General features: G+C 39.9%; 28 protein-coding genes. All 28 read left to right on the top strand.

Annotation, left to right across the window (positions count from 1 at the left end; all coding sequences use genetic code 11):
- Window positions 1-139 precede the first annotated feature (139 nt).
- The 28 genes from rlmN to HX124_RS12105 all read left to right on the top strand — a co-directional run bounded on the left by rlmN (window position 140) and on the right by HX124_RS12105 (window position 26,623).
- Window positions 140-1,375, top strand: a complete 1,236-nt coding sequence (rlmN, locus tag HX124_RS12240; RefSeq protein WP_286383242.1) for a dual-specificity RNA methyltransferase RlmN — start codon at window positions 140-142, stop codon at window positions 1,373-1,375.
- 44 nt (window positions 1,376-1,419) lie between these two features.
- Complete coding sequence (gene pilW, locus HX124_RS12235; protein ID WP_286383243.1) at window positions 1,420-2,220, top strand: type IV pilus biogenesis/stability protein PilW; 801 nt, start codon at window positions 1,420-1,422, stop codon at window positions 2,218-2,220.
- A complete protein-coding gene (locus tag HX124_RS12230; protein WP_286383244.1) occupies window positions 2,211-3,005 on the top strand; it encodes a helix-turn-helix domain-containing protein in 795 nt (264 codons plus the stop codon). Before pilW ends, HX124_RS12230 begins: the two co-directional genes overlap by 10 nt.
- A 22-nt stretch (window positions 3,006-3,027) precedes the next feature.
- The gene (gene ispG / locus HX124_RS12225) at window positions 3,028-4,149 is read left to right on the top strand and encodes a flavodoxin-dependent (E)-4-hydroxy-3-methylbut-2-enyl-diphosphate synthase (protein WP_107008321.1); all 1,122 of its coding nucleotides are present in this window, start codon (window positions 3,028-3,030) and stop codon (window positions 4,147-4,149) included.
- A gap of 3 nt (window positions 4,150-4,152) precedes the next feature.
- Entirely contained in the window at window positions 4,153-5,448 is a 1,296-nt protein-coding gene (gene hisS, locus HX124_RS12220) for a histidine--tRNA ligase (RefSeq protein ID WP_107008322.1), read from the top strand.
- A 29-nt stretch (window positions 5,449-5,477) separates the two neighbouring features.
- Window positions 5,478-6,179 (top strand): YfgM family protein, encoded by a 702-nt coding sequence (locus HX124_RS12215; RefSeq protein WP_107008323.1) that lies wholly within the window; start codon window positions 5,478-5,480, stop codon window positions 6,177-6,179.
- Window positions 6,179-7,327: an outer membrane protein assembly factor BamB gene (gene bamB, locus HX124_RS12210; protein WP_107008324.1), complete on the top strand. Its 1,149-nt coding sequence runs from the start codon at window positions 6,179-6,181 to the stop codon at window positions 7,325-7,327. Before HX124_RS12215 ends, bamB begins: the two co-directional genes overlap by 1 nt.
- Window positions 7,328-7,521: 194 nt before the next feature.
- Window positions 7,522-8,931, top strand: a complete 1,410-nt coding sequence (gene der / locus HX124_RS12205) for a ribosome biogenesis GTPase Der (protein WP_286383245.1) — start codon at window positions 7,522-7,524, stop codon at window positions 8,929-8,931.
- A gap of 196 nt (window positions 8,932-9,127) precedes the next feature.
- Window positions 9,128-9,751, top strand: coding sequence for a beta-ketoacyl synthase chain length factor (locus HX124_RS12200; protein ID WP_107008326.1), 624 nt, complete (start codon window positions 9,128-9,130; stop codon window positions 9,749-9,751).
- A gap of 3 nt (window positions 9,752-9,754) precedes the next feature.
- The gene (locus HX124_RS12195; protein ID WP_107008327.1) at window positions 9,755-10,549 is read left to right on the top strand and encodes a lysophospholipid acyltransferase family protein; all 795 of its coding nucleotides are present in this window, start codon (window positions 9,755-9,757) and stop codon (window positions 10,547-10,549) included.
- Window positions 10,542-10,802 carry a phosphopantetheine-binding protein gene (locus HX124_RS12190; protein WP_107008328.1) on the top strand — a complete coding sequence of 87 codons (261 nt, stop codon included), beginning with the start codon at window positions 10,542-10,544 and terminating at the stop codon, window positions 10,800-10,802. The genes HX124_RS12195 and HX124_RS12190 overlap by 8 nt, the downstream gene beginning before the upstream one ends.
- 9 nt (window positions 10,803-10,811) lie before the next feature.
- Complete coding sequence (locus HX124_RS12185; RefSeq protein ID WP_286383246.1) at window positions 10,812-11,060, top strand: acyl carrier protein; 249 nt, start codon at window positions 10,812-10,814, stop codon at window positions 11,058-11,060.
- Window positions 11,057-11,605 carry a COG4648 family protein gene (locus tag HX124_RS12180; protein WP_286383247.1) on the top strand — a complete coding sequence of 183 codons (549 nt, stop codon included), beginning with the start codon at window positions 11,057-11,059 and terminating at the stop codon, window positions 11,603-11,605. The genes HX124_RS12185 and HX124_RS12180 overlap by 4 nt, the downstream gene beginning before the upstream one ends.
- Before the next feature lie 44 nt (window positions 11,606-11,649).
- Window positions 11,650-13,335 carry an ApeI family dehydratase gene (locus tag HX124_RS12175; protein ID WP_286383248.1) on the top strand — a complete coding sequence of 562 codons (1,686 nt, stop codon included), beginning with the start codon at window positions 11,650-11,652 and terminating at the stop codon, window positions 13,333-13,335.
- A 3-nt stretch (window positions 13,336-13,338) separates the two neighbouring features.
- Complete coding sequence (locus tag HX124_RS12170; RefSeq protein ID WP_286383249.1) at window positions 13,339-14,094, top strand: glycosyltransferase family 2 protein; 756 nt, start codon at window positions 13,339-13,341, stop codon at window positions 14,092-14,094.
- Window positions 14,087-15,013: a lysophospholipid acyltransferase family protein gene (locus HX124_RS12165; RefSeq protein WP_286377633.1), complete on the top strand. Its 927-nt coding sequence runs from the start codon at window positions 14,087-14,089 to the stop codon at window positions 15,011-15,013. The genes HX124_RS12170 and HX124_RS12165 overlap by 8 nt, the downstream gene beginning before the upstream one ends.
- Window positions 15,014-15,028: 15 nt before the next feature.
- On the top strand, window positions 15,029-16,579 hold the full coding sequence (locus tag HX124_RS12160; RefSeq protein WP_286383310.1) for an HAL/PAL/TAL family ammonia-lyase: 1,551 nt from the start codon (window positions 15,029-15,031) through the stop codon (window positions 16,577-16,579).
- A 3-nt stretch (window positions 16,580-16,582) separates the two neighbouring features.
- Window positions 16,583-17,002, top strand: a complete 420-nt coding sequence (locus HX124_RS12155) for an acyl-CoA thioesterase (RefSeq protein ID WP_107008335.1) — start codon at window positions 16,583-16,585, stop codon at window positions 17,000-17,002.
- Window positions 17,003-17,135: 133 nt separating this feature from the next.
- Entirely contained in the window at window positions 17,136-17,720 is a 585-nt protein-coding gene (locus tag HX124_RS12150) for an outer membrane lipoprotein carrier protein LolA (RefSeq protein WP_286383311.1), read from the top strand.
- Complete coding sequence (locus tag HX124_RS12145; RefSeq protein ID WP_286383250.1) at window positions 17,695-20,019, top strand: MMPL family transporter; 2,325 nt, start codon at window positions 17,695-17,697, stop codon at window positions 20,017-20,019. The genes HX124_RS12150 and HX124_RS12145 overlap by 26 nt, the downstream gene beginning before the upstream one ends.
- 18 nt (window positions 20,020-20,037) lie before the next feature.
- A complete protein-coding gene (locus HX124_RS12140) occupies window positions 20,038-21,327 on the top strand; it encodes an NAD(P)/FAD-dependent oxidoreductase (RefSeq protein ID WP_286383251.1) in 1,290 nt (429 codons plus the stop codon).
- The gene (locus tag HX124_RS12135; RefSeq protein ID WP_286383252.1) at window positions 21,327-21,881 is read left to right on the top strand and encodes a DUF3261 domain-containing protein; all 555 of its coding nucleotides are present in this window, start codon (window positions 21,327-21,329) and stop codon (window positions 21,879-21,881) included. The genes HX124_RS12140 and HX124_RS12135 overlap by 1 nt, the downstream gene beginning before the upstream one ends.
- An 8-nt stretch (window positions 21,882-21,889) precedes the next feature.
- Window positions 21,890-23,089: a beta-ketoacyl-ACP synthase gene (locus HX124_RS12130; RefSeq protein ID WP_286383253.1), complete on the top strand. Its 1,200-nt coding sequence runs from the start codon at window positions 21,890-21,892 to the stop codon at window positions 23,087-23,089.
- A 5-nt stretch (window positions 23,090-23,094) separates the two neighbouring features.
- On the top strand, window positions 23,095-23,508 hold the full coding sequence (locus HX124_RS12125) for a hotdog family protein (protein WP_502872828.1): 414 nt from the start codon (window positions 23,095-23,097) through the stop codon (window positions 23,506-23,508).
- 31 nt (window positions 23,509-23,539) lie between these two features.
- Complete coding sequence (locus HX124_RS12120) at window positions 23,540-24,265, top strand: 3-ketoacyl-ACP reductase FabG2 (protein ID WP_286383255.1); 726 nt, start codon at window positions 23,540-23,542, stop codon at window positions 24,263-24,265.
- Window positions 24,265-25,494, top strand: a complete 1,230-nt coding sequence (locus HX124_RS12115; protein ID WP_286383256.1) for a beta-ketoacyl-ACP synthase — start codon at window positions 24,265-24,267, stop codon at window positions 25,492-25,494. The genes HX124_RS12120 and HX124_RS12115 overlap by 1 nt, the downstream gene beginning before the upstream one ends.
- Before the next feature lie 10 nt (window positions 25,495-25,504).
- Complete coding sequence (locus HX124_RS12110; protein ID WP_286377642.1) at window positions 25,505-25,939, top strand: excinuclease; 435 nt, start codon at window positions 25,505-25,507, stop codon at window positions 25,937-25,939.
- Window positions 25,940-25,957: 18 nt separating this feature from the next.
- Complete coding sequence (locus HX124_RS12105) at window positions 25,958-26,623, top strand: 4'-phosphopantetheinyl transferase family protein (RefSeq protein ID WP_107008344.1); 666 nt, start codon at window positions 25,958-25,960, stop codon at window positions 26,621-26,623.
- Window positions 26,624-26,651: the final 28 nt, after the last annotated feature.

Below are 26,651 nucleotides of genomic sequence, written 5' to 3'. Positions count from 1 at the left end.
ACAGAAGCGTTTTACGTTTTGTAAATTGTTAACAGACCCTGAACCAGATAAGTGTTATACTACTTGTCTGGTTTTTTTATTTTTAATGTTCGAAAATTGAACAATCCTCATCCATTGACATGTTTTTTAGGTAATACACATGAATTCTGAAGTTGTCGCTTCATCATTAACTCAAGATGAACAGAAGCCTGCATCATCAAAATCTGCACAGCAAACACATGTACAGAAAGTGAATTTACTTGGCATGTCACGTCCGCAATTGGAAAAATTCTTCGAAGATTTGGGAGAGAAAAAATTCCGTGCAGGGCAAGTGATGAAGTGGATACATCAATTTTTTGTAACAGATTTTTCTGAAATGACCAATATTTCAGGAAAGTTGCGTGAAAAATTAGAAAAAATTTGTGTCATCGAAGCGCCAGAAGTTGTTCATCGTAACTATTCAAAAGATGGTACTCGTAAATGGGTATTCCGTGTTGGTGAAGGTGACGGTTCACTGGTTGAAACTGTTTTAATTCCTGCTGAAGACAAAACAGGTTCTCGAAAAACTTTGTGTATTTCTTCACAAGTTGGTTGTGCACTTGACTGTTCATTTTGTTCGACAGGTAAACAAGGCTTTCAACGTGATTTAACACCAAGTGAGATCATTGGTCAGTTATGGATGGCTAACTATTCTTATATGGAAGAAGTGCCTGTTGCAGAGCGTGAACGCTCAGTGACCAATGTCGTGATGATGGGTATGGGTGAGCCATTACTCAACTATGATGCTGTTTTAAGCTCAATGAATATCATGTTGGACGATTTTGCTTATGGTATGTCAAAACGTCGAGTGACCTTGTCTACATCGGGCGTGGTGCCAAAAATTGATCAATTAGCACAAGATATTGATGTTGCTTTAGCTATTTCTTTACATGCGCCAAATGATGAACTACGTAATGAGCTTGTGCCGATTAATAAAAAATATCCATTAGAACAACTCATTACAGCATGTCAGCGTTATATTGCTAAAGATGGTAATGAAAGCTCACGTAAACATGTCACCATTGAATATGTCATGTTAGATGGTGTAAATGATCATCCTGAACATGCACAACAAATGATTAAGTTATTGAAAAATTTACCAAGTAAAATTAATTTGATTCCATTTAATCCTTTTCCACATGCACCTTATGGTCGTTCAAGTCGTAATCGAATTATTTCTTTTCAAAAAACTTTGTCTGATGCAGGATTTGTGTGTACGATTCGTCAGACGCGTGGTGATGACATTGATGCTGCGTGTGGTCAATTGGTCGGTCAGGTGGCTGACCGTACTCGCCGTGCAGAACAATGGAAGAAGAAAGTTGCGCAGCAGAACGAGATTTTGCGTTCACAAGGTTGACCATTTTTAAAATTAAATATGGGGAACAAGCTTTGAGAAATAATATGTACACAAAAATGATCACAGCCGCTGCTATCAGTTGCGCTGTGTTCTTGACTGCTTGTCAAACCACACAAACAGGGTCGGTTTTAAAAAAAGATCCCGAAAAAGCAGTCAAAGTACGTACTCAATTGGCTGCAGAATATATTCGAACACATGATTTAGATGCAGCAAAGCGTTCACTTGATCAAGCTTTAGAAATTGATTCAGGTGATGCAACAGCAAATATGATGATGGGTGTTTTACTTCAACAAGAAGGAAGTAAGCACAGTATGGAAAGGGCAGATAGTTATTTTAAACGTGCTATCTCTCGCGATCCTGAAAATGCTCAAGCACGCAATAATTATGGTACTTACTTATATTTGATGAAGCGTTATAATGACGCGATTGCACAGCTTCAAATTGCAGGTGCGAGTTTAGGTTATGATCAGCGCTATAAAGCTTTGGAAAATCTTGGCAAAGTTTATATGGTGATCGGCGATAAAGAAAATGCTGAAAAAACGTTCAAGCAAACCCTGCAAGTGAATCGAGACTCTGTTATATCTTTAATCGAGTTGTCAGAACTATTATATTTAAAACAACAAACCGCTCAGGCAAGTCAACTTTATGAGCAGTTTGTGCGTTTAGTGGGTCAGAAAAATCAAGATCCAAGGGCGCTTTGGATCGGTATTCGTATCGCTAGAGCCAATGGTGATCAAATGGGATCGCAAGTATTGGTTAACCAATTACGCGCACTATTCCCTGAAAGCCAAGAATATCAACGTTATTTGCAATTACAGTACAGTACTGAGGCCGTATGGAAGTAAATCCTAATTCACAGCAACCTACTGGTTCAAACGTAGCACCTAATGGTTTAGGAAATGTTCAACGTCCGGGCGAGTACTTACGTCAAGTTCGTGTTTCACAAAATCGTGATATTAATGCTGTTGCAGCGGACTTAAATATGCCTTTAAAAGCGTTACAAGCTTTGGAAAAAGATGATTATAAATCTTTGCCTGAAGCTACTTTTATCAAAGGTTATTATCGCTCGTATGCAAAATATTTAAAAGTAGATGCAACTGCAATTATTCAACGTTTTGATGATATTTATCAAAATGATACTGGATTATTGCCAAATCATGCTTTAAATAATTCTCCGATCAAAATCATGGGTAAGCTTCCAGGTTCAAATAGCGATCGCAATAAAAAATGGCTAAAACGAGCAGCAATTGCAGCGATTGCAATGCTGGTGATTTGGGCTGTTATTGCGGGTGTTCAGAAATGGTCATCAAATAAAAATGATGATGCTGATGCAAAACCGCAGGAATCGAATGTTGAAGTTTTATCAATGAATAATAATGGTGCGACAGCAACATCTGGTGATCAAATGGTGCTAAATTTTAGTCGTCCAACATCGATTAAAATTGTGGACAGTACAGGTAAAGTATTGGCTACAGGTCGTCAATCTGAGGCTTTAACATTGACAGGTGAATCTCCATTCCAGATTCGACTTGATGATGCATCAGCAGTGTCATTAAGCCTTAATAATGAGCAGATTTCATTGTCTCCATATACTGTGAACGGAAAGGCAGAATTCCGTTTATCTCGTTAATCAAATTGAGTCGAGCGGTACAATGATTGAAAATCCTATAAAACGTCGCCCAACACGAAAAATTCGTGTTGGTTCAGTCTATGTCGGTGGCGATGCGCCTATTAGCATCCAAAGTATGACCAATACAGAAACATGTGATGTTGATGCGACAGTTGCACAAATTCAGCGTTGTGTTGATGTAGGTGCTGACATCATGCGTGTTTCTGTGCCAACCATGGAAGCTGCAAAAGCTTTTGGTGAAATTCGCAAACGTGTACAAGTACCATTGGTTGCCGATATTCACTTTGATTATAAAATTGCTTTGGCTGTAGCAGACTTTGGTGCAGATTGTTTGCGTATTAACCCGGGTAATATTGGTTCTGAAGCTAAAATTCGTGAAGTGGTTGCAGCAGCAAAACATCATGATATTTCAATGCGTATTGGTGTAAATGCAGGTTCATTAGAAAAAGACATTCAAAAAAAATATGGCGAACCTACTGGTGCTGCTTTATTAGAGTCTGCAATGCGCCATATTGATATTTTAGACCGTTTAAACTTTCATGAGTTTAAAGTATCAGTCAAAGCATCAAATGTATTTTTAACTATGGATGCATATCGCTTATTATCTCAACAGATTGATAATCCATTACATTTAGGTGTAACTGAAGCAGGTGTATATCGTACTGGTTCGGTTAAATCAGCCATTGCACTGGGTGGTTTATTGATGGAAGGTATTGGCGATACTATGCGTATTTCTTTGGCAGCTGAGCCTGAGGAAGAAGTAAAAATTGGTTTTGATATTTTAAAATCATTAAGCTTGCGCTCAAATGGGATTAATTTTATTGCTTGCCCAAGCTGTTCACGCCAAGAATTTAATGTCATCAAAGTGATGCAAACATTGGAGGAGCGTTTAGAAGATGTTCGCGTTCCAATGGATGTATCTGTGATTGGCTGTAAAGTGAATGGACCAGGTGAAGCCAAAGAAGCAGATATCGGTGTTGTTGGTGCAGCACCACGTTCACTGGTTTATCTTAATGGTGAAAAAAGCCATTTAATTGATACAAACCAGTTGGTTGATGAAATCGAAGCTATGGTTCGTCAACGTATTGTAGAGCTTGAAGAAGCTAAATCTAAAGAGATAATTCGTACAAGTTTTTCTGAGTAAGTCATGAGTTCAATAGTCGCAATTAAAGGTTTTAATGACGTTCTTCCATCACAAACAGCTGCATGGCGACGTCTAGAGCAACATTTAGCATCATTAATGGATGCTTATGGCTATCAACAAATCCGTTTGCCCATTGTTGAACAAACGCATTTATTTAAGCGTTCAATTGGTGATGCAACAGATATTGTTGAAAAGGAAATGTATACATTTTTAGACAAAGGTAATCCACCTGAGTCTTTAACTTTGCGTCCTGAAGGTACCGCAGGTTGTGTTCGTGCAATGTTGGAACATAATTTGTTACGTGGTGCAAACCCACGTGTTTGGTATGTGGGTCCAATGTTCCGTTATGAAAAACCACAAAAAGGTCGTTATCGTCAATTCCATCAATTTGGTGTGGAAACTTTTGGCGTGGCAACACCTGATCAAGATGCTGAACTCATTCTCATGACAGCACGTTTGTGGAAACGCATGGGTGTTGCAGATAAAGTTCGTTTAGAATTAAATACTTTAGGTGAGTCAGAAGAACGTGCAGAATATCGTGCGGCTTTGGTTGAATTTCTAAAAGCACATCAGGCAGAGTTAGATGAAGATTCACAACGTCGTTTAACGACAAACCCGTTGCGTATTCTTGACTCTAAAGATGCTCGTACCCAAAAAATTTTGGAAAATGCACCAAAATTACATGATTTTATGGGTGAAGAAACCATGCAGCATTTTGCTCAATTAAAGCAATATTTGAGTAATGCAGGTATTGAATTTGTAATTAATCAAAAACTCGTACGTGGTTTAGATTATTACAATAAAACAGTGTTTGAGTGGACAACAACACATTTAGGTTCACAAGGTACGGTATGTGCTGGTGGGCGTTATGATGGTTTGGTTGGGCAGTTAAAAGGTAAACCAGAACAATCTGTTCCTGCGGTTGGTTTTGCAATGGGAATGGAACGTTTATTGTTACTCCTTGAACAAGTTGAAGACAATACATCTACACGTGAGTGTGAAATGTTCTTGGTTTCAGATGCTGCGACTCAAGGTCAAGCTTTGGTACTTGCTGAGCAAATCCGTGATCAGCTTGAAGCTAAAAATAGTACAATACGCTTAAAAGTAGGTTCACAAGGTTCAATGAAAAGCCAGATGAAAAAGGCGGATCAGTCAGGTGCTGTTTATGCTTTGATTTATGGTGAACGTGAATCAGAAGCACAACAAGTCTTGATTAAAGAGCTTGCAACCGCGGAACAGCACGAAGTGGCGGTAAATGATGTTGTACCGTTCTTTATAGAAAAATTTTCTGCAAAATAAGTTAAAAACATTAGGAAAAGGGCAATCAGATGAACGCAACGGCTGACGAAGAACAACTAGATAGTTTAAAGTCATTTTTAAAAAAATATGGCTCAGCTATGGTGAGCGGTGTCCTCATTGCGTTGATTGCCTTTTTTGGATGGCAGTATTGGCAGAAAAATGACTTAGCAAAGGCTCAAAACCAAACTGCTAAAGTTCAACAACTGCTTGACCAAGCTAAAGTTGCAAGTGGTGATGCAAAAGCCAGTGCTGCTTTAGTGACTGCTGCGGATAAGTTAGTTAAAGAAGATCCAGATTCGATTCAAGCCATTCAAGCTCAATTTGCGATGGCAAAATTGGCATATGAACAAGCAGATTATGCAAAAGCTGAGCGTGAACTGAAAAAAGTTGAAAACTCAAAAATAGACGATCAAGGTATTTTACAAGCTGTTAAAATACGTTTATCAGATGCTCAGTTTGCACAAAATAAATATGATGAAGCATTAAAAACTTTATCTACTGTGACAGAACCAACGTTTAAAGCAACAGCAGATGAAATGAGAGGTGACATCTATGTTGCTAAAAATGATCTTGAAAATGCTAAAAAATCATATCAAGCTGCATGGGCTGCGTTGTTAGAACGTAAACAAGAACGTCAAATTTTACAAATTAAACTCGAAAGTGTTGGTGTATTAGTAGATGATCCTGAATTCGAACGCCCAATTTTAGAAACACAAGTGGATGAGTCTTAATGGATAGAAAATATAAAATACCTTTTGCTTTAGCAATTTTATCAGCAGCACTTATGGGCTGTTCAAGTAATAAGGTCAAAGAGGAAAAAGTTAAGCCCAATCCACTTCCTAAGATTGTGCAAGCAACAGGTCTTACACAAGTATTTTCACAAAGTGTTTCTTCAACCAATAAAGAAGATCCATTACGTTTAAGACTTGATGCTGATAATGGTACGATTTTTTTACTTGATCCAAATGGTAAAGTTGAAGCTTATAAAGGCAAACAACGCTTGTGGTCAACCAAAGTCACTAAGAATGGTCTCAGTTCTGGTGTAGAAGCTGCACAAGGCTTAGTTGTTGTTGGTAATACCAAAGGTCAGTTATTTGCTTTGGATCAGGCAACAGGTCAACAAAAATGGGTTGCACAATTATCAGGTGCAATTATTAGTCCTGCGCATATCCAAACAGGTCGTGTCATTGTGGTTGCCAATGATGGTACTGTTTACGCTTTTGATCAAGAAACAGGTCAACAAGCATGGACATATAAACTTTCAAATGCATCTTTCAGTTTACGTGGGCAAGCATCGCCTGTAGAACTTGATCCAAGAACAATCGCTGTTGCGACTTCAACAGGCTATGTTTATGCCATTGATAGTTTGTCTGGTATGCCACGTATGCAACGCCGAGTTGCAGTGACAGAAGGGCGTTCAGATATTCAGCGTTTAATTGACGTTGATGGTGATCCTGTTGTGGTTGGTCAGTTTATTGTGACGAATAGTTATCAAGGACAGGTCACTGTACTCGATTTAGCTTCACAACGTGTTATTTCAAGTGTAGATGCAGGAAGTTCGACTCGTCCAGAAGTTTATGATAACAAAGTGTTTGTTGCACAAACGAATGGTAAAGTTGCAGCATTTGATTTGACATCAGGGCGTGTACTTTGGTCAAATGACCAATTATTAAATCGTCAACTATCTAATCCTGTGATGTTAGGACAATACCTCGTTGTAGGAGATTTAGATGGTGTCTTACATATGATTGACCCGAATACGGGCAATATTGTTGGACGTGCAAAAACAAGCGGTGAAGTTCGTACTTTACGTGTGATTGATAATCAACTTTTTGTTGCAACACGCACAGGTAAATTAACTGTTTGGCAGAATCGTTAATTTTCTTTGCGCTTATGTTAAACTAATACATATTCGTATTTATAAAGACTCGGGGTGATTGAAGATTCAACGCCCCGAGTTCTTTGTTTTATTTTAGCTGATCGAAAGATCTTGGAGCATTTGCTCTTACCTTCTTCCTCACTATCTGATGTTCAGACCAGTCCAACTGGCTGATCTTGAATTAAGGTTAATCTATGAAACCCGTAATTGCGCTCATTGGACGTCCGAACGTCGGAAAATCAACGTTATTCAATCAAATTACTAAAAGCCGTGATGCGCTTGTTGCAGACTTTGCAGGTCTAACACGTGACCGTAAATATGGCGATGCTGTCTATCAAAATAAATCTTTCATTGTTGTCGATACTGGGGGTATTGGTGAAAATGAAGGCGGCATAGACTCTTACATGGCTGAGCAGTCTAAAACAGCCATCAATGAAGCAGATATTATTGTATTTGTGGTTGATGCGCGTGCAGGCTTATTGGCTTCCGATGAGCAAATCGCACGTGAGTTACGTACACTCGGTAAAAAAGTTTACTTAGTTGCGAACAAAGTTGATGGTGTTCATGCAGAAGCAGCTTTGGTTGAATTCTTCAAATTAGGTATGGGTGAACCATTGCAAGTGGCAGCAAGCCATGGTCGTGGTGTTCAGCAAATGCTTGAAGATGTTCTTGCTGATGTTCCTGAAGATGAAAGCGAAGAAGAGCATGATAAAGCGACTGGTCTACGTTTAGCAGTCATTGGTCGTCCAAATGTGGGTAAATCTACATTAGTTAACCGTTTATTGGGTGAAGAACGAGTTGTTGCTTTTGACCAACCGGGTACAACACGTGATTCGATTTATATTCCCTATGAACGAGATGGTCGTCAATATACCTTGATCGACACCGCGGGTGTACGTCGTAAAGGTAAAGTCGATGACATGATTGAGAAATTCTCAATTGTAAAAACTTTACAAGCGATGAAAGATGCACATGTTGTTGTGATTGTGGTCGATGCACGTGAAGGTATTGTTGAGCAAGATTTGCATTTGATCGGTTATGCGCTTGAAGCGGGTCGTGCCATGGTGATCGCCATTAATAAATGGGATAACATGTCTGAGTATGACCGAAAACAGTGTAAGCTCGATGTTGACCGTCGTTTTGACTTTATTCCTTGGGCGAAAATTCATTTAATTTCTGCATTGCATGGTACAGGTGTAGGTGATTTATATCCTTCAATTCATCGTGCTTATGACTCATCACATTTAAAAGTTTCACCTGCAAAATTAACCCAAATTTTAAATGATGCAACTGAGGCACATCAACCTCCTATGTTTAGTGGCAAACGTATTAAAATGCGTTATGCACATATGGGCGGACAAAACCCACCAACGATTGTGATTCATGGTAATAAAGTGGATAAAACCCCTGCGGATTATCGTCGTTATTTAGAAAATGTTTTCCGTAAAGTTTACAAATTAGAAGGTACGCCTGTGCGTATTGATTTTAAAACTTCAGAAAACCCATTTGAAGGACGTAAATCACAAATAGATGAACGTACTGCTGCACGTAAGCGTCGTTATATTCAGAAGTTTAAGAAAGCGGAAAAGAAATTTAAACGTTAATATTTTAATTGATCATTGAACCATAAAACCCAAAGTATACTTTGGGTTTTGATCATTAGAATGATAGAAAATACAAATAATCGTCCTCGATTTTCTATGCGTTTTTTTTTATAGCAGTGATATAATCTGCAAAGTAATTTTAGATTTTTCAAAAAAAATATAATATTGATTGATAGACAGGGTATATGATTTTCACATGATTCAATTTAATGTCTCACAACTTAAACTCAGTTGTGCAGGAGAGACATATCCTGCACTTGAGCATATCCCTGCTATGCAACGTCGACGCTTATCAGCGATTGCCAAGTTGGCACTGAATAGTGCAATTGAGTGCTTAGCAGAGCAGCAAGTTGATTATATTGTGTGGGCATCTCAATATGGTGATGAACATAAAACCTATAAAATTTTAGAAGATGTTTTACAAGATATAACGCCATCACCAACACAATTTTCAACCTCTGTTCATAATGCAGTTGCAGGCTTATATTCAATTTTATGTCAGGACGCGACACCTTCAACAAGCTTATGTGCAGATTGGTCTGAAGCATTGATTGAGGCTTATGTATATTTAAAAACAATGGCACCTACTGGGCGTGCTTTAGTGATTTATTATGATGAACCATTGCCGCAAGTTTATGTAGAACATCAAAATTTTAATGGCTTTGCATTGGCTACTTTAGTGGATTTAACTTCACCCAATATGGCATTAGATGAAACTCAATTGCTACAAGTGGAACCTAAATATTTAGATGCACTGAGTTTTTATAATTTTTGTGGACAATCTACGCAACAAAGTTGCGGTATATGGTCAAAGATCTAAAAGATGAAAACATTTCGTAAAAAATTAAATTATGCTTGGCGTGTTGGCGCGACAGGTTTTAGCTTTGCAAGTTTTGGTTTAGGTGGTGTGGCAATCGGTAGCATCATTGCACCTTTGGTAAATTTATCCAGTTCAGATGCCAAAATCAGGCAAGATCGTGCGCAGCAAGTGATTCGACACAGCTTTAAGGGTTTTGTTGAAATGATGGTCAAATTGGGCATCATGACCTATGAAATTGAGGGGCTAGAAAAATTACAACAAAGCCGTCAGGAATTGGTGATTGCCAATCATCCGACATTGGTTGATGTTGTGGTCTTAATTGGTTTAATGGAAAAAGCCAACTGCGTGGTGAAAGAGGCTTTATGGTCAAATCCCTTCACTCAAGGACCTGTACGCTCAGCAGGTTATATTTTAAATGCTGGGTCTGAACAGTTTATCCATGATTGTGTAGAACGCTTACAAGAAGATCAGGCAGCTTCATTGTTGATTTTCCCTGAAGGCACACGGACTGCCAAAGGGCAGACTTTAAATGACTTTCAACGGGGCGCTGCTAATATTGCTTTACGTGCAAATGTGCCGATTCGCCCAATCATCATTCGCTGCACACCATCAACGCTGACCAAAAATGAAAAATGGTATCACATTCCATCCGAACCATTTCATATTGAAATTAAAGTCCTCGATGCGATTTATATTGATGAAATCTTAGCAGAAACCCAAGTTTCACCTAAGCATGTTCGTCAATTAAATCAAAAACTTCAACAATTTTTTAATCAAGAGTTATCGAATCATGAGTAATCTTGCTGATGAGCTAAAAAAAATGATCATTGATGTACTTGCCCTAGAGGACATCAGCATAGAAGATATCGACACCGAAGCCCCTTTATTCGGTGATGGCTTAGGACTGGATTCCATTGATGCATTGGAATTGGGTTTGGCTTTGAAAAAGCGCTATAACATTCATCTCAATGCCGAATCTGCTGAAACCAAACAGCACTTTAAATCGATTCAAAGTCTGGTGGCTTTGGTTGAAAACCAACAAAAAGCATAAGAGGTTCAAATGTTAACGCAACAACAAATTTTAGAAAAACTCCGTGAGTGGATGGAAGAATTATTTGAAATTGAAGCAGGCGATATTCAGCTTGATTCAAATTTATATTCTGATCTGGATGTAGACAGCATTGATGCCATTGATCTGGTGGTTAAAATTAAGGAATTGACAGGCAAACAAGTACAGCCTGAAGATTTTAAAAATGTAAAAACCGTACAGGACGTGGTCACTGTCATTCATAACATGTTGGCTGAATGAAACAAGTCATTAAAGGGATTATTCTCCTTTGCATGATTTTGTACCCCTTTCTGGTTGGATGGGGACTGTCACAGGGACATTTTCTCTGGGTGAGTGTTTTGCTGATCACTTTGGGGGTGGTCAGATTATTCAGTCAGGGCAATGCATTGCTGTTGCCACTGACATGGTTTGCGATACTTTGCGGTACATTGAGTGTGTTGTTAAAAGATCACGCATGGCTGAAAATGTACCCTGTGTTTATGAGTGTGGGTGCGGGGATCATTTTTGCCTCGACCCTGATTCGACCACCCTCCATGATTGAACGTTTTGCCCGTTTGGTGGAACCTGATTTACCTGAGTCAGGCATCCTTTGGACGCGTAAGGTGACCATGGTGTGGTGTGGTTTTTTTGTGGTAAATGCCGCCATTGCGCTGTATACCGTTGTGTTTGCACCCATGAAAATATGGGTGATTTATAATGGTTTTATTTCCTATGTGTTGATGGGCATTTTATTTTTAGGTGAATTTGTGTTGCGTAAACGTCATCAACGTTTAAATCAGTCATGAATACAGCCCCATTTACCTGACGATTAGTAAGAGTGATCTCCATCATGTCCTGTCATTTTCAGACACATATTTTTTCTTCACATGTTTTGTCCATTCGAGATGACCTGAGTGGCATTGCTTTTCGTGAGTTTTGGCAGGATGTCGGACAGCAAAGCCTTGCCATTGCACAGTTACAGGCTGAACAGTACGCCTTGTGGGAAAATGATAGCCATGAATTTCTGGTTTTATTTTTCGCAGCACTACTGGCAAATAAGCAAGTGCTGATTGCACCGCATCGAGTGAAAGCGTTGGAAGAGGAACTGGCACAGCAGGGCATTCATTTCTTGAGTCGTCAGTCTGAGTCGTTATTGGAAAATGGAACATTTGAGTTACAACATCTTGATCTGAGTGAGCAGTTTCTACAACAGGCACAGGTTTATTTTTATACCTCAGGCTCTACAGGACAACCTAAAAAAATTCCGAGAACATTGCGTCAACTGCTGAATGAAGTACAAGGTCTGGACCAAAGTTTTGATTTGTTGCAAGATAGCATTGCCATTGCAACGGTCAGCCATCAACATATTTATGGCTTATTGTTTAAATTATTATTGCCTTTGGCAAGTGGACGCAGTTTTTATATTCCACAGTTGGCATTTCCCGAAGATGTTGTGGCAGTACAACAAAAATTAAACGCATTGCAGCGCAAAAACTATGTCATTTCAAGCCCTGCATTGCTTAAACGTTGGACTATAGATGTGCTGTTGCAAGATTGCCAATACATTTATTCTTCAGGGGGGAAATTGGAATCAGGCATCCGTCCCCATCTGAATCGTCCTGTTGTTGAGGTTTTAGGCAGCTCTGAAACAGGTGGCATTGCCAATCGTCAGCAGGATGATGCCTTGTGGACACCCTTTGCCAATGTCAACATTCGTATGGCTGAACATGAAGAACTGGCAGTGCAAACAAATCACGCATTTACCGAAGACTGGATTTTAACGGGCGACCGTGTCAGTGTGCGTGATGCGACGTGTTTAAAAACCCCATTTCAATTGTCAGGGCGTTTGGATCGTTTAATTAAACTGGAAGAAAAACGCCTAAGTCTGGATGCGATTGAACATAAAATTTTGACTTTGGATGAGATCGCAGAATGTCATGTCCTTGTCACCCAAAAGGATCATCGGCAAATTTTAGCTTGTGTGGCTGTGTTGACGGCATCTGCTCAGCACGTTCTTATGCAGCAAAATAAAGCCCAATTTGTGGCAAAGCTTAAACAACAATTGACTGAACAACTGGAAACGATTGCCATTCCAAGGCAGTGGCGTTTTTTATCACAGTTGCCACGTAACAGCCAATCCAAACTGAATAAACAGATGATGCAATCTTTGTTTCAGCCTTTATTGACCCCCGTTGTACTGAGTCAGACTTACACCGCAGAATCTGCACAATATGTATTGGAATTTCCACCTGAGTTGGCGTGTTTTAAAGGGCATTTTCCAAACTTGCCAATTTATGCAGGCGTGGGGCAAATTGGCTTTATTCAGCATTTTGCCAAACAACTTTGGACAGCGCTGGATTGGTGTAATGGCTATGAACAATTGAAGTTTCAGGACTTAATCAAGCCCTATGCTGTTGTGCAATTAAAATTGCAACGTCAGTTGCATAAAGTACATTTTGAACTCTATGCACAGGATAAAACGCTGGCTTCAGGGCGATTATTATTTATGCTTCAACAGCAAACAGATACGGTCTAGGGGATGGATATGGCGCAGTATGGATTTGTCATTCCTGTATATAATCATCCGCATTATATTCAGGCATTGCTTGAGCATCTGAAGGTTTTTGCTTTGCCCATCATTGTGGTCAATGATGGCAGTGATGAAAAGTGTACGCAGTTGCTTCAAGATTTAAAACATCAGTTTGCACAGATGATTTTGCTTGAACATGAAGTAAATCAAGGCAAGGGACAGGCAGTGATCACAGGGCTGAATCATGCATTTGAGCTGGGTTTAAGTCATGCTTTACAAATTGATTCAGATGGTCAGCATGACTGGCAGGATATCGCTAAGTTTTTACAGATCTCACAGCAGCACCCAAAAGCGATGGTGATCGGTCAGCCCATTTTTGATGAATCTGTACCCAAAGGTCGTCTGTATGGGCGTTATGCGACGCATATCTGGGTGTGGATCAATAGTCTGTCTTTTGAAATTAAAGACAGTATGTGTGGCTTTCGGGTTTATCCATTGGCAGCGACCATTCAAATATTAAATACTGCAAAATTTCAACCGCGTATGGGTTTTGACAGTGAAATTTTAGTCCGTTTAAAATGGGAAAATGTACCTTTTATCAATGTTCCAACCCATGTGATTTATCCTGAGCAGGGCATTTCACATTTTAATGTCTGGCGTGACAATGTCGGTATGAGTACAGCCCATTCGAGACTGTTTGCAGGAATGTTGCTGCGATTGCCTAAGCTGTTAAAACAGAAATATACAGGTTCAACGGATGTCTGAGTCAACCCGTCCACAATGGAGTGAACTCAGAGAAAAAGGGGGAATGTTCCCCCTGATGCTGATGCTTTGGTTCTACCGTTTGGGTGGGCGTTTTTTATGCCGTATCGTCTTGTACTTTGTGATTATGTGGTATTGGTTATTTTCCAAAACAGCCAAACAGGCTTCTTTGCAATATCTCAGGAAATTGCATCAGTTTGCAGGCGAACAGTCACCTTTTACCCATGCACCCACGCTTGCAAATAGTTATAGCCATCTCATGCAATTTGGGGAATGTCTGCTCGATAAAATTGAAGGATGGCTTGGGCATATTCCTGAACAAAAGTTGAACTTGCATGGACATGAACACTTTCGGGCACATTATCAAAAAGGTGCAATTATCATGGTATCGCACTTTGGTAATATTGAATTGTTACGTGCCATTAAGTCGGAACATGCCCAAAAAATTAATGTCTTGGTCTATCAGAAGCATGCCACCAAATTTAATGATTTTTTAAAAAAAATGAACGACAAGGCAGATGTTCATTTGATTTCTGTCGATGAACTGGGCATTGAAACAGCGATGTTATTACAAGACAAACTTGATCAAGGTGAGTGGGTGATTTTAGCCGCAGACCGAGTGCCTGTGCAGTCAGAACGAATACAGCAAGTTTGCTTTTTGGGAGAAGATGCGCCATGGCCACAAGGTGCATGGATTTTGGCAAGTTTACTGAAAGTCCCTTTATTGGCAGTGTTTTGTTACCGACAACACGATCATTTTGATGTGCACATCCATTTGCTGGCAGAAAAGTTACATCTGCCACGTGCCGATCGTTTGGCAGCCATGCAGGTCGTGACCCGAAAATATGTCGCCATTTTGGAGCAACATTGTCTGCGTGCCCCTTATCAATGGTTTAATTTTTATCAATTTTGGAACAAATAATTGGAAAATAATAAGATGCAAGTTTTAGTGATTGGGGAGCAGGCATTAACAATCGAACAGATTGTGGCTGTGGCGCAGTATCGTTGCCATGTGGCATTGCCTGCAACGGCAGAATGGCGGCAGTTGATTCAACGTGGTGCTGATTTTCTGGATCAGTTGCTTGAAGATGAAGGCGTGATTTATGGCGTGACCACAGGTTATGGCGACTCGTGTCTGGTAGAAATTCCAAAGTATCAGGTACACGAACTCCCCCTGCATTTGTCACGCTTTCATGGCTGTGGTTTGGGGCAAAATCTTGATTTAATCACTGCACGTGCTGTGGTGGTGACACGTTTATGTTCTTTGGCACGCGGTTATTCAGGTGTGTCTTTGGCATTGTTGGAACGTCTGGTTTGGATGTTAAATGAAAATATTATTCCTGTGATTCCATCTGAAGGTTCTGTCGGGGCAAGTGGTGATTTGACGCCATTGTCTTATATTGCAGGTGCTTTGGTTGGTGAGCGTGATGTGTATTTGCAGTCACAGCAAAAAATCGTTCCCATTGCAGAAGTCTATGCTGAACAGAAAATTGAGGCTTTGGTACTGCGTCCAAAAGAAGGTTTGGCATTGATGAATGGCACTGCGGTCATGACTGCCATCGCATGCCTGAACTATAAAAAAGCGGAACAGATTTCACTCAGCAGCACCTTGGTTACAGCCATGAATGTCTTGGCTTTAGAGGGCAATCCAAGCCATTTTGATGAAGTTTTATTTGCACAAAAACCGCATCAGGGGCAACAACAGATTGCGGCGCAATTACGTCATTGGTTAAATAGCGAAGTACAGACAGCGCACCAAAGCCCACGTTTACAAGACCGTTATTCACTACGTTGTGCACCGCATGTGATTGGGGTGTTTGAAGACTCTAAAGTATGGCTGCGTCAGTTTATTGAAAATGAATTAAATTCAAGCAATGACAATCCTTTGATTGATCCTGTCAATTTACGGGTATTACATGGTGGGCATTTTTATGGTGGACACATTGCCCAAGCCATGGACAGTTTAAAAATCATGATCGCCAATATTGCCGATTTAATGGATCGACAGCTTGCACAATTGGTCGATCACAAAATGAATCATGGTTTACCACGTAATTTAACAGGTTCAAGTCTTGAGCGTTTGCCACTCAATCATGGCTTTAAAGCTGTGCAAATTGGGGTATCTGCATGGACGGCAGAAGCCTTAAAGCAAACCGTTGCCGCTTCAATTTTTTCACGTTCGACCGAATGTCACAATCAAGACAAAGTCAGTATGGGCACTATTGCTGCACGTGATGCAAGCCGAGTGATTCTATTGACCGAGCAAGTGATGGCAGCACTCAGTTGTGCCGCAGTGCAAGCGATTCAACTTAAAGGGCTGAATACACAATTGGGGCAGGTGTTAACGCAGTTCCAACAGTGGGTGCTTGAAAGCTTCACCTTTGTAGAGGAAGATCGCCCTTTACAACAGGATTTACAGCGTTTGGTTGACCGTTTTGAGCAGTTTGATTTGCTCAATGATCATGATCAACAGTTGAAATGGAGCTAAGTTATGCATGCTGATGTAATCATTGAAATTCCATTTCATGATGTCGACACCATGAACATTGTGTGGCATGGGCATTACATTAAATATTTTGAAATTGCACGTTGTAAATTACTCGATGCATTTGAATATAACTATGTGCAAATGAAACAATCGGGTTATGCATGGCCGGTCATTGAAAGCTATGTCCGTTATGTGCAAGGCATCGAATTTCAACAAAAAATACGTGTGCGTGCCATTTTAAAAGAATGGGAAAACCGTTTGAAAATTGAATATCAGATTTTTGATGCAGACTCAGGCAAACGTTTGACCAAAGGCTTTACCTCGCAGGTTGCCGTTCATATTGAAACGCGTGAAATGTGTTTTCAATCGCCACCTGTCCTGTTTGAACGTTTAAATGCATGGTCGGCTTTTCAGCCTGCTTAGTGTGAATTTAGAGGAAATTGTCATGCAAAATATGAAAGTCATATCGCAAGCATTGGCGCTACAGCAGAATAAATTTACATCTGCGATGCTATTGAAGTTGTCGTGGATGTGCTTGTGTGCGGTGGTGTTGAGTATGACATTTTCCACGACAAGTTTTGCGCAAAATACTCAGGTCACACAGATTTTTAAACAATTGTCAGCCACACCAACAGTACGTGCGAATTTTCAACAGCAAAAGAAATTGGCATCTTTGAATAAAACCTTTGTGTCCAATGGTGAGGTGCTATTTTCCAAACAAAATGGTGTGTTGTGGCAAATTCAACGTCCTGTACAAGCCAACTTGATTGTGACCCCCAAAAAACTGGTACAAAAAACTCAGCGAACCTATAGTCAGATTGAAATTGATAAATCACCCTATGGTTCTGTAGCCACCATGTTTTTGCAGTTGATGTCAGGCAATGAAACAGCACTCAGTAAAAACTTTAATATTGTGTCTGCAAACTATTCGGCAACGCAGTGGAATATCAGCCTGACACCAAAAAGTGGCTTATTTAAAAAGCTGTTTGATCGTGTCGATGCACAGGGTCAACGCTATGTCGATCGGATTGTGATTACCGAAAAGGGCAATAACACGACGACTATTCAGTTCAGCCAACACACCACTCAACCCGTCCAATTAACGGCAACTGAAGATGCACTTTTCAAACTGGCAAAATAAACTGACCGCACTGTGGTTAACCGTTTTACTGATGGTTGCAGCAAGTCTTGTCACGGCATGGCTGAAACAGGATATTCATGTTCAGACCAATATTTTTGCGCTGCTACCCAAAGAACATCAGGATCCACGACTGGAAAAGACACAGGACTATGTCAGTCAGCAACTGAACAATCAAGTCTTTTTGGTGGTGGATGCAGACAGCAATCAGCGTTTGACACAAGCCACTCAATTGCTTCGGCAGCACATGGCTGCATCGACCTTGTGGCAACCGTTAAAACCGCAGTTGGATACAGAAAAATTTGCTCAGGTGCTCTATCAGCATCATGCTGGGCTATTAAGTCAGGATGATATTCAATTACTGAAAAATCAGGATTATATGGGATTGACAGAGCAGTCACTGTTACAGGTGATGAGTCCAGGCATGCCCTTAAATGCTGAATTATTCCAAAAAGATCCCTTATTGTTATTTCCACGTTTTGCTGTCGGTTTATCCAGTCAAAATAATCATCAAAATATTGAAATGGAACAGGGCTTTGCCACCATTCATGATGAAAAAGGCAGTTCACGATTTTTTAGCCTGAATTTGACAGAAAGTCCTTATAATATTGACTATCAACAGCGTACAGCCGAATGGATGCAACAGCTGGATGCTGACCTGAAAAAAATAGGTGTGCAAAGCCATTGGACAGGTACCTTATTATTCACCGCTTTTGGAACTCAGTCTGCGGAAAAGGAAATCTCAACCATTGGGCTTGGCTCAAGTCTAGGCGTTTTGTTATTGGTGTGGTTTGGTTTTCGCTCATTGCGTCCTATGCTGACTGAATTTATTGCGGTCAGCAGTGGGAGTTTGGTGGCATTTGCAGTCACACATTGGTTATTTGGTGAAATCCATCTGATGACCTTGGTATTTGGTGCCAGTCTGGTTGGTGTATGTGTCGATTTTTCGTTTTATTTTATGGCATTGCAATCACAGCATCGACAGGTGGATGGTTTTAAGGTTCTAAAACCTGTGCTACCAAGCTTATTTATGGGTTTAATGACCACCTTGGTGGCTTATGTTTTTTTGACCTTTACACCCTTTCCGGGCTTTAAGCAGATTGCGGTTTTCTCCATTGTGGGGTTAAGTGCTGCATGGATCACCAGTATTTTGCTATTGCCCCGTTTAAAGGCACTCAATGCACAGCCTGCAATTGATACCTTGCGCTTTATTGGGCGTGCACGAGACTTTATGCTTAGTCACAATACCTTGCGTTTTGGCATGGTTGCGGTGATTGCGCTTGTATCGGTGAGTAGTCTTTATTTTCTAAAAAGTAATGATGATATTCGTAATCTGCAAAGTATGGATCAACGGCTGAAACAAGAAGATCAATATGTACGGCAACGCTTTGGACAGCAGCAAAGCAGTGATTATTTTGTGGTGCATGGACAAAATCAGCAGCAATTGGAGCAACAGGAACAGCAACTCCTTGCCCAGCTACAGACATTACAAGTACAGGGAAAATTGCAAAGTATTCAAGCCATTGGACAGTCGATTCCTTCCATGCAGACACAGCAGGAAAATATTCAGTTGCTACAGCAGATTCCTGTCAGTGCGCTTACAGATTATGCAGCAGCCATGCAGTTAAATCTTCAGGATGTATTGAAATGGCAACAACAACTTGCCATGCAAAAACCATTAACACTAGCCGATTTTCAGCAACACCCATTGGCATTTTTACAGCCAAATGCCCATGAACGTTTGATAATGGTTCAAGGCACAATTCCAGCGCAACAACTGAAATTATTGGAAAATAGTCAGATTCAGTTTGTGCAGCCTGTTCAGCGTTTATCACAACTGTTTCAGCAACATCGGATTCAGGCGCAGTATTTATTGCTGTATGCCTTGATTGCGCTGAGTATTGGTTTAGCCTTGGTTTATGGTCTGAAGTCAGTTTTTGCCTTGGTTTTACCTGTCAGTCTGGCATTGCTCAGTACCTTTGCAGTACAAGCATGGCTTGGTGTAGAAATCAATTTGTTCAGTATTATGGGCACATTCTTGATTATTGGGATCGGGGTGGATTATGCGATTTTTTATCGACATGGGCATGATCATCCGCATGTAGTAGGTATGGCATTATTTCTATGTATGATGTCGACTTTATTGGGGTTTGGATTATTGTCCTTTAGTCAAACCTATGCCATTCACTGTTTTGGTCTCACGGTTTTATTGGGTGTTATTTTTTCATTCATTTATGCAACGCTTTTAACTAAAGCAGATCATCAATATAATATTATTTTAAAAAATCAGCAAGATAGCTGAAAAATTAGGGGAAATTCAATGCAATATACAGATATATTAATTATTGGTGCTGGACCATCAGGAAGCTCAGCCGCTGCATTATTACGTCAAAAAGGCTATGCTGTTACGATTATTGAAAAACAATATTTTCCTCGTTTTACGATAGGAGAATCTTTACTCCCCCAATCTATGGTTTTTTTAGAGGAAGCAGGATTACTCGATTGTATTAAAAATCATGTAGATGAATATGCATTTCAATTTAAAAATGGCGCAGCTTTTTTAAAAGGTCAACAGCGTAGTTTTTATGATTTTACTGAAAAATTTAGTGATGGACCGGGCACAACTTGGCAAGTAAGACGTGCGCATTTTGACCACTTGTTGGCGAAACAAGCTGAGCAATATGGTGCAGAAGTCCGTTTTGGGCATGAGGTGATTGCAGTTGATGTCGAGTCAAAACATCCGATTTTAACAGTTAAAAATGAACACGCTGAACAGTATCAGATTCAAGCCAAATTTTTACTCGATGCCAGTGGTTTTGGTCGTATTTTACCTAAATTTTTAGATCTTGAAAGTCCATCAAATTTTCCAGTACGCCGTGCCGTGTTCACTCATATTGAAGATGGTATTTTGGATGATCCAGATTTTGATCGTGAAAAGATTTTAATCACCGTACATGAAAAAGACCCACGTGCTTGGTATTGGTTGATACCATTTGCTGATGGTCGCAGTTCCTTTGGTGTTGTAGCGGAACAGGATTTCTTTGATCATTATCAAATTGATGATACAAGCCCTGAAACTTTACAAGCAACTTTTGCACGTATTTTAGCGGATGATCCTGCTTTGTCACATGTATTAAGAAATAAAAAGTTTGATACACCTGTACGAACTTTGGTTGGCTATTCTGCTAACGTAAAGCATTTGGCGGGTCAAAATTATGCGTTATTGGGCAATGCTGGTGAGTTTTTAGATCCTGTATTTTCTTCAGGAGTGACGATTGCTTTAAAATCATCGAGTTTGGCTGTACCTTTGGTTGAGCGTGTCATTCAAGGAGCATCAGTAGATTGGATGAAAGAGTATGAACAGCCTTTACGTAAAGGGATTAAAGTCTTTCGTGCTTATGTTGAGTCTTGGTATGAAGGTGAATTTCAGGATGTGGTATTTTCTAAAAACCAAAATGATAAAATTCGTCGTATGATCGCATCGCTTTTAGCAGGCTATGCATGGGATGATCAGAATCCGATTCATAAAAATGCGAAGCAACGTTTAAGCACTTTAGCCGAATACTGTCGTGAAGGTCAGTCACAAACGGTTGTAGTTGGAATTGAATAATGCTAAATCAATGGACAAAATATGCTTTTATGCTCTTGTTAATGTTGAATTTAAGTGCATGTCAGCAGATGTTACCTAAAGCACAGGGCTTAGTCAGTTCACAATGGTCTGCACAGCAGTATCAACGTCAAGATCAGGTTGAAGTGCAATGGAAAGAGCATAGCTTTAGCTTCTTGTTATATCAACAACAGCAAGACCAAAACTTAGATGTGCTAGCATTAAGCCTTACAGGACAGCAATTATTTAAGTTGCATTTTGATGGGCAAAAAGTGATTGTAGAGCAACGTATTGAGCAAATGAAATTATTGCCTTTTGATTTTTTAATGCGAGATATTTTATTTGCGACTTATCCTGATTTTATTCAGCATCCTCCTGAAAAAGTAAGTATCAAGTCAGTACAACAAGATGAAATTCAGACACAAGACGTTGAAATTAATCAACAAAAAGTATTAACCATACAGCGAAGTACTGCTTGTATTGAACTGAATAATTTGCAAGTTCCTTACCAAATGGTATTTAGCACTGTACCCAATACGCTGGAAAATAATGAGTAAAAATCAAAATGCCTGAAATGATTGATTTAAAAAATCCTGCGGTTGGTATTCAGTTCAGTGCGGCTTTATCTGCTTTAGGTGAAAATGCAGAACAACTACAGCATGCATTGACTCACACAGAAAATACGCTCAGTTTAAGTTCAGATTTTATTGCTGAAAAAAAAGTGTGGGTTGGGGCTTGTTCAGTACCTTTACTGGCGCATGTACCTGAAATTTTAAAAACAGTTGAAACTCGAAATTTACGTTTTGCTTTAACTGCTCTGCAACAGATTGAAGCTGAACTTAAAGCTTATGTTGCACAGATCCCCGTAAAACGTTTAGCAATAATTATCGGTACATCAACTTCAGGAATTGCAGATAATGAAGACCAGCTTCAGGGCTATATGCAAGGGCATACAACTGCTCAAGTGATACAGAAAAAACAAGAAATGGACTGTTTAGCCAAAGCATTGCAAATTTATTTAGGTTGGGAAGGTATTGCTTATACGATTTCTACAGCTTGTTCATCCAGTGCAAAAGCTTTAGCGGCAGGACAACGTTTACTCAATGCTGGATTAGCAGATGTGGTTTTAGTTGGTGGTGTCGATACATTATGTAAGCTTACATTAAATGGTTTTAATAGCCTTGAAAGTTTATCTCAAGGTATTTGTCAGCCTTGTGGGCAACAACGAGATGGTATCAATATTGGTGAGGCAGCCGCTTTATTTTTATTATCAAAACAAACAGCGCCAACCTTGTTAATATCAGCTGGAGAGTCTATGGATGCATGGCATATTTCAGCACCACATCCTGAAGGGCAAGGTGCAGCCAAAGCCATGCAAACCGCTTTAGATCTGGCGCAGTTAAATGCAACAGAGATTGGTTATTTAAATTTACATGGAACAGCAACCCCACAGAATGATGCTATGGAAATTAAAGCTGTACAGCAGGTATTTCAAAACTATCTTGTGCCTTTGAGTAGCACCAAACATAAAACAGGACATTGTTTAGGTGCAGCAGGTGCCATTGAAGCATTTATTTGTCAGCAAATATTAAAAGCACAAACATGGTTGCCTTTACATCAAGCGAGTCTTTTAGATGCAGAATTAGACACACAAAACTATGTAGAGCATGCTGAATTATCTCATAAAATTCGCTATGTAATGTCCAATTCATTTGCCTTTGGCGGCAGTAATATCAGTCTGATTTTTGGAACATCATCAACATGACCGTTATGCAAGCAATACCTGCCATTCATGTCATTCCACATGAAAAACCTATGGTTTTTATTGATCATGTCGTAACGATCGGTGAGCAATTTGTTGTTGCAGAACTTAAAATATCGCCTGAACTGATGTTTTGCGAAGCTCAAGGGCTACCCACATGGACCAGTATTGAGTTGATGGCACAAACCATCAGTGCTTATGCAGGTATGCAAGGCAAGCACTTAGGACTTGCGCCTAAAATTGGCTTTTTATTGGGAACACGCAAATTACAGTTGCCGATTGCTTATTTTGAAATGGGTCAAATCGTCACAATTCGTGCAGAACGACAGTATCTACATGAAGGATTGGGACAATTTGCCTGTGAAATTCTTTATCAGCAGCATACAATTTCAGCTATGCTGAGTGTCTATGAGCCTGAATAACAACAGCAAATTTAAAAATTAGGATGTAAATGTGACAAAAAGAATTTTGGTAACGGGGTCAAGTCGAGGCATTGGAAAAGCTATTGCTTTACAATTGGCGGCAGCGGGTTTTGATGTGACTGTACATGCACGTTCCAAGCGGGCAGAAGCAGAACAGGTGGCAGCACAAATTCAGGCATTGGGTCAACGCAGTCATATATTGCTCTTTGATGTGACCGAACGTGAAAATGTACAACAACAACTCGAACAGGATGTTGCTGAACATGGTGCATTTTATGGTGTAGTCCTCAATGCAGGTTTAACCCATGACGCTGCATTTCCAGCCTTGACGGACAATGATTGGGATGAAGTGATCTCCACCTCACTTGATGGTTTTTATAATGTTTTAAAACCGTTAATTATGCCTATGATTCGCCTGAAAAAAGGCGGGCGCATTGTGACAATGTCTTCTGTTTCTGGCGTGATGGGCAACCGTGGGCAGGTAAACTACAGTGCTGCCAAAGCGGGACTCATTGGTGCAACCAAAGCATTGGCATTGGAATTGGCAAAACGTAAAATTACCGTCAACTGTGTTGCACCCGGCTTGATTGAAACAGAAATGGTCAGCGAAGAGGTGCAGGAACATGCACTGAAAATGATTCCTATGCAGCGCATGGGTCAAGTCGATGAGGTGGCAAAAGTGGTGAAGTTTCTGTGCAGTGATGATGCCAGTTATATCACCCGACAAGTCATTTCAGTCAATGGAGGCTTGATCTGATGAAACGTGTCGTAGTGACAGGAATGGCAGGTATTACCTCATTAGGTGAGACAGCAGACTCTATTTTTGAACAATTTGCGGCAGCAAAAAGTGGCATTCGCTACATGCCTGAATGGGAAATATTTACCGATTTACGCTGCAAGATTGCAGGACCTGTGGAGTCTTTTGAAACTCCCAAACACTTTAACCGCAAAGTGACACGTGGCATGGGGCGTGTCGCTCTAATGTCCGTGATCTGTGCAGAAAAAGCCTTAATGGATGCCAATTTGCTACACGATCCGATTTTACAAAGCGGTGATACAGGTGTGGCATTTGGCTCATCTGCGGGCAGTGTAGATGCGGTCGCTGAGTTTGGTTCTATGTTATTGGAAAATAACATGAACAAAATGAATGCAACCACCTATATACGCATGATGTCACATACCAGCGCAGTCAATATGACTGTGTATTTCGGTTTAAAAGGGCTGACATTGCCAACATCAAGTGCTTGTACTTCAGGCTCTATGGCCATAGGGCAAGCCTATGAAGCCATTAAATATGGCAAGCAAAAGGTCATGCTGGCAGGCGGAGCAGAAGAGTTGAGTGCAGCAGGCTGTGCAGTTTTTGATGTATTGCTTGCCACCAGTGGTATGAATGATCAAGCTGAAAAATCACCACGTCCCTTTGACCAAAACCGAGATGGTTTAGTCGTGGGTGAGGGTGCGAGCTGTTTAATTTTAGAAGAATATGAACATGCCAAAGCACGTGGCGCCACCATATATGCGGAAATTATCGGTTATGGCAGCAATACCGATGGTCAGCATGTGACCCGTCCTGACTCAGAGATGATGGGGCGTTGTATGCAATTGGCATTGAAGGATGCCAATATTGATGCTGATCAGATTGATTATGTTAACGCGCATGGAACTTCAACAGATCAGGGGGATATTGCTGAAACACAGGCAACTGCACGTGTGTTGGGGCGTAAACCAATCAGTTCGCTGAAAAGTTATTTTGGGCATACATTAGGGGCTTGTGGTGCAATTGAAGCATGGCTAAGCTTAGAAATGATGCAAAGAAAGCAATTTATTCCAACATTAAATTTAGAAAATATTGATCCACTTTGTGGAGATTTAGATTATATTGTGGGGAAAGCTCGAACAATAAATGCCGAAATATTGATGAGTAATAATTTCGCTTTTGGAGGTATTAATACTTCCATTATTTTCAAAAAAATAGATCACAAATAAGGGTAACCACATGTCTATTAAAAATATCTGTATCGCTTTAGCATTAGGTGTGAGTGGCATTGCTTCTGTACAAGCAGCTGATGCAATACATCAATTTAATTTTAAAGAGGCTGTTGATCGTGCAGTTGCTGATGGTGTCTTAGATGGCACTGTAAAATTTTATTTGGCAGGCACTCAAGCAGGAGGGCAGGTCTTACAAAAAGGTTTAGTGACCAATAAAAAGACCAATGGATTTGGTAAAACAGCAGAAAATGCCTGCGATCATGTTTTGCGTTCAGCATTGATTCAATTTGAAAAAACTGCAAAATCTCGTGGTGCAAATGCGGTGACAAATATTACAAGTTTCTATAAATCGAATGAAACACGTAGCACAACAACGTATGATTGTGCGAAAGGAACTGCAGTAGCAGGTGTTGCGCTGAAAGGTGACATCACTAAATTCTAATTTTTATTTGATATGAGTATGATTGAGCCAGTGAAAAACAGAACAATTCAAATCCACGTTCAGCCATTGGCTCAATTTATTGAAGGTACTCAAACAGACTTTACTTCTTTGCCAGAGTTTAATTACTATAAAAAAAATAAGATTTATCAACAACGTAATCAATATCTTTCCGATTTTATAAAACAGCCGATTCAAGATACAGATATTGTAAAAACAGAATTTGGTAAACCCCATTTAGTGCACTTTAAGCATGTCGCTTTTAATCATTCCCATAGTCAAAATCATTATGCTCTAGCAATTTCTCAGCAAATACAAGATATTGGTGTAGATATTGAAGATTTAAAGCGGAAAGTACGTTTTGATGCATTGGCAAAGCATGCTTTTCATCAAGATGAATATCAGAAATGGCAAGATTTAGACGGTGATATCGAATATTGGTTTAAGGTATGGACAACCAAAGAGGCGGTATTAAAAGCATCAGGTTTAGGCATTCGTTTAAGTTTAAATGAGTTAAATACTCATGCTCATCCTTTAGAAAATGGTGGAATGTGTTCACATCCATTGATTGGTGTTTTTGCCTATCAAAACTTTCAGTTAGCACAGAGTATGTTAAGTATCGCTTGGCGTTCAGAATACTCTTGTAAAGGTTTTGCATTTCCAATGATTGATATTATTCAGCATTAATTTTTTTCTTTTTTTTCAATTGAGCAAT

Origin of the sequence: Acinetobacter sp. 226-1 (genome assembly GCF_030329325.1) — a bacterium.
Lineage (GTDB): Bacteria > Pseudomonadota > Gammaproteobacteria > Pseudomonadales > Moraxellaceae > Acinetobacter > Acinetobacter sichuanensis.
The sequence above is the reverse complement of the archived record's forward strand: the minus strand, read 5'-3'. Positions and strand labels throughout refer to the sequence as shown.

Coding starts and splice junctions, on each gene's coding strand:
- pilW (WP_286383243.1), top strand. CDS start 1,420: ATGTACACAAAAATGATCACAGCCGCTGCTATCAGTTGCGCTGTGTTC.
- HX124_RS12180 (WP_286383247.1), top strand. CDS start 11,057: ATGAAACAAGTCATTAAAGGGATTATTCTCCTTTGCATGATTTTGTAC.
- HX124_RS12115 (WP_286383256.1), top strand. CDS start 24,265: ATGAAACGTGTCGTAGTGACAGGAATGGCAGGTATTACCTCATTAGGT.
- HX124_RS12155 (WP_107008335.1), top strand. CDS start 16,583: ATGCATGCTGATGTAATCATTGAAATTCCATTTCATGATGTCGACACC.
- HX124_RS12130 (WP_286383253.1), top strand. CDS start 21,890: ATGCCTGAAATGATTGATTTAAAAAATCCTGCGGTTGGTATTCAGTTC.
- HX124_RS12185 (WP_286383246.1), top strand. CDS start 10,812: ATGTTAACGCAACAACAAATTTTAGAAAAACTCCGTGAGTGGATGGAA.
- HX124_RS12230 (WP_286383244.1), top strand. CDS start 2,211: ATGGAAGTAAATCCTAATTCACAGCAACCTACTGGTTCAAACGTAGCA.
- HX124_RS12190 (WP_107008328.1), top strand. CDS start 10,542: ATGAGTAATCTTGCTGATGAGCTAAAAAAAATGATCATTGATGTACTT.
- HX124_RS12105 (WP_107008344.1), top strand. CDS start 25,958: ATGATTGAGCCAGTGAAAAACAGAACAATTCAAATCCACGTTCAGCCA.
- HX124_RS12200 (WP_107008326.1), top strand. CDS start 9,128: ATGATTCAATTTAATGTCTCACAACTTAAACTCAGTTGTGCAGGAGAG.
- ispG (WP_107008321.1), top strand. CDS start 3,028: ATGATTGAAAATCCTATAAAACGTCGCCCAACACGAAAAATTCGTGTT.
- HX124_RS12195 (WP_107008327.1), top strand. CDS start 9,755: ATGAAAACATTTCGTAAAAAATTAAATTATGCTTGGCGTGTTGGCGCG.
- HX124_RS12160 (WP_286383310.1), top strand. CDS start 15,029: ATGCAAGTTTTAGTGATTGGGGAGCAGGCATTAACAATCGAACAGATT.
- hisS (WP_107008322.1), top strand. CDS start 4,153: ATGAGTTCAATAGTCGCAATTAAAGGTTTTAATGACGTTCTTCCATCA.
- HX124_RS12165 (WP_286377633.1), top strand. CDS start 14,087: ATGTCTGAGTCAACCCGTCCACAATGGAGTGAACTCAGAGAAAAAGGG.
- HX124_RS12150 (WP_286383311.1), top strand. CDS start 17,136: ATGACATTTTCCACGACAAGTTTTGCGCAAAATACTCAGGTCACACAG.
- HX124_RS12140 (WP_286383251.1), top strand. CDS start 20,038: ATGCAATATACAGATATATTAATTATTGGTGCTGGACCATCAGGAAGC.
- HX124_RS12135 (WP_286383252.1), top strand. CDS start 21,327: ATGCTAAATCAATGGACAAAATATGCTTTTATGCTCTTGTTAATGTTG.
- HX124_RS12145 (WP_286383250.1), top strand. CDS start 17,695: ATGCACTTTTCAAACTGGCAAAATAAACTGACCGCACTGTGGTTAACC.
- der (WP_286383245.1), top strand. CDS start 7,522: ATGAAACCCGTAATTGCGCTCATTGGACGTCCGAACGTCGGAAAATCA.
- HX124_RS12215 (WP_107008323.1), top strand. CDS start 5,478: ATGAACGCAACGGCTGACGAAGAACAACTAGATAGTTTAAAGTCATTT.
- rlmN (WP_286383242.1), top strand. CDS start 140: ATGAATTCTGAAGTTGTCGCTTCATCATTAACTCAAGATGAACAGAAG.
- HX124_RS12125 (WP_502872828.1), top strand. CDS start 23,095: ATGCAAGCAATACCTGCCATTCATGTCATTCCACATGAAAAACCTATG.
- HX124_RS12110 (WP_286377642.1), top strand. CDS start 25,505: ATGTCTATTAAAAATATCTGTATCGCTTTAGCATTAGGTGTGAGTGGC.
- HX124_RS12170 (WP_286383249.1), top strand. CDS start 13,339: ATGGATATGGCGCAGTATGGATTTGTCATTCCTGTATATAATCATCCG.
- HX124_RS12175 (WP_286383248.1), top strand. CDS start 11,650: ATGTCCTGTCATTTTCAGACACATATTTTTTCTTCACATGTTTTGTCC.
- bamB (WP_107008324.1), top strand. CDS start 6,179: ATGGATAGAAAATATAAAATACCTTTTGCTTTAGCAATTTTATCAGCA.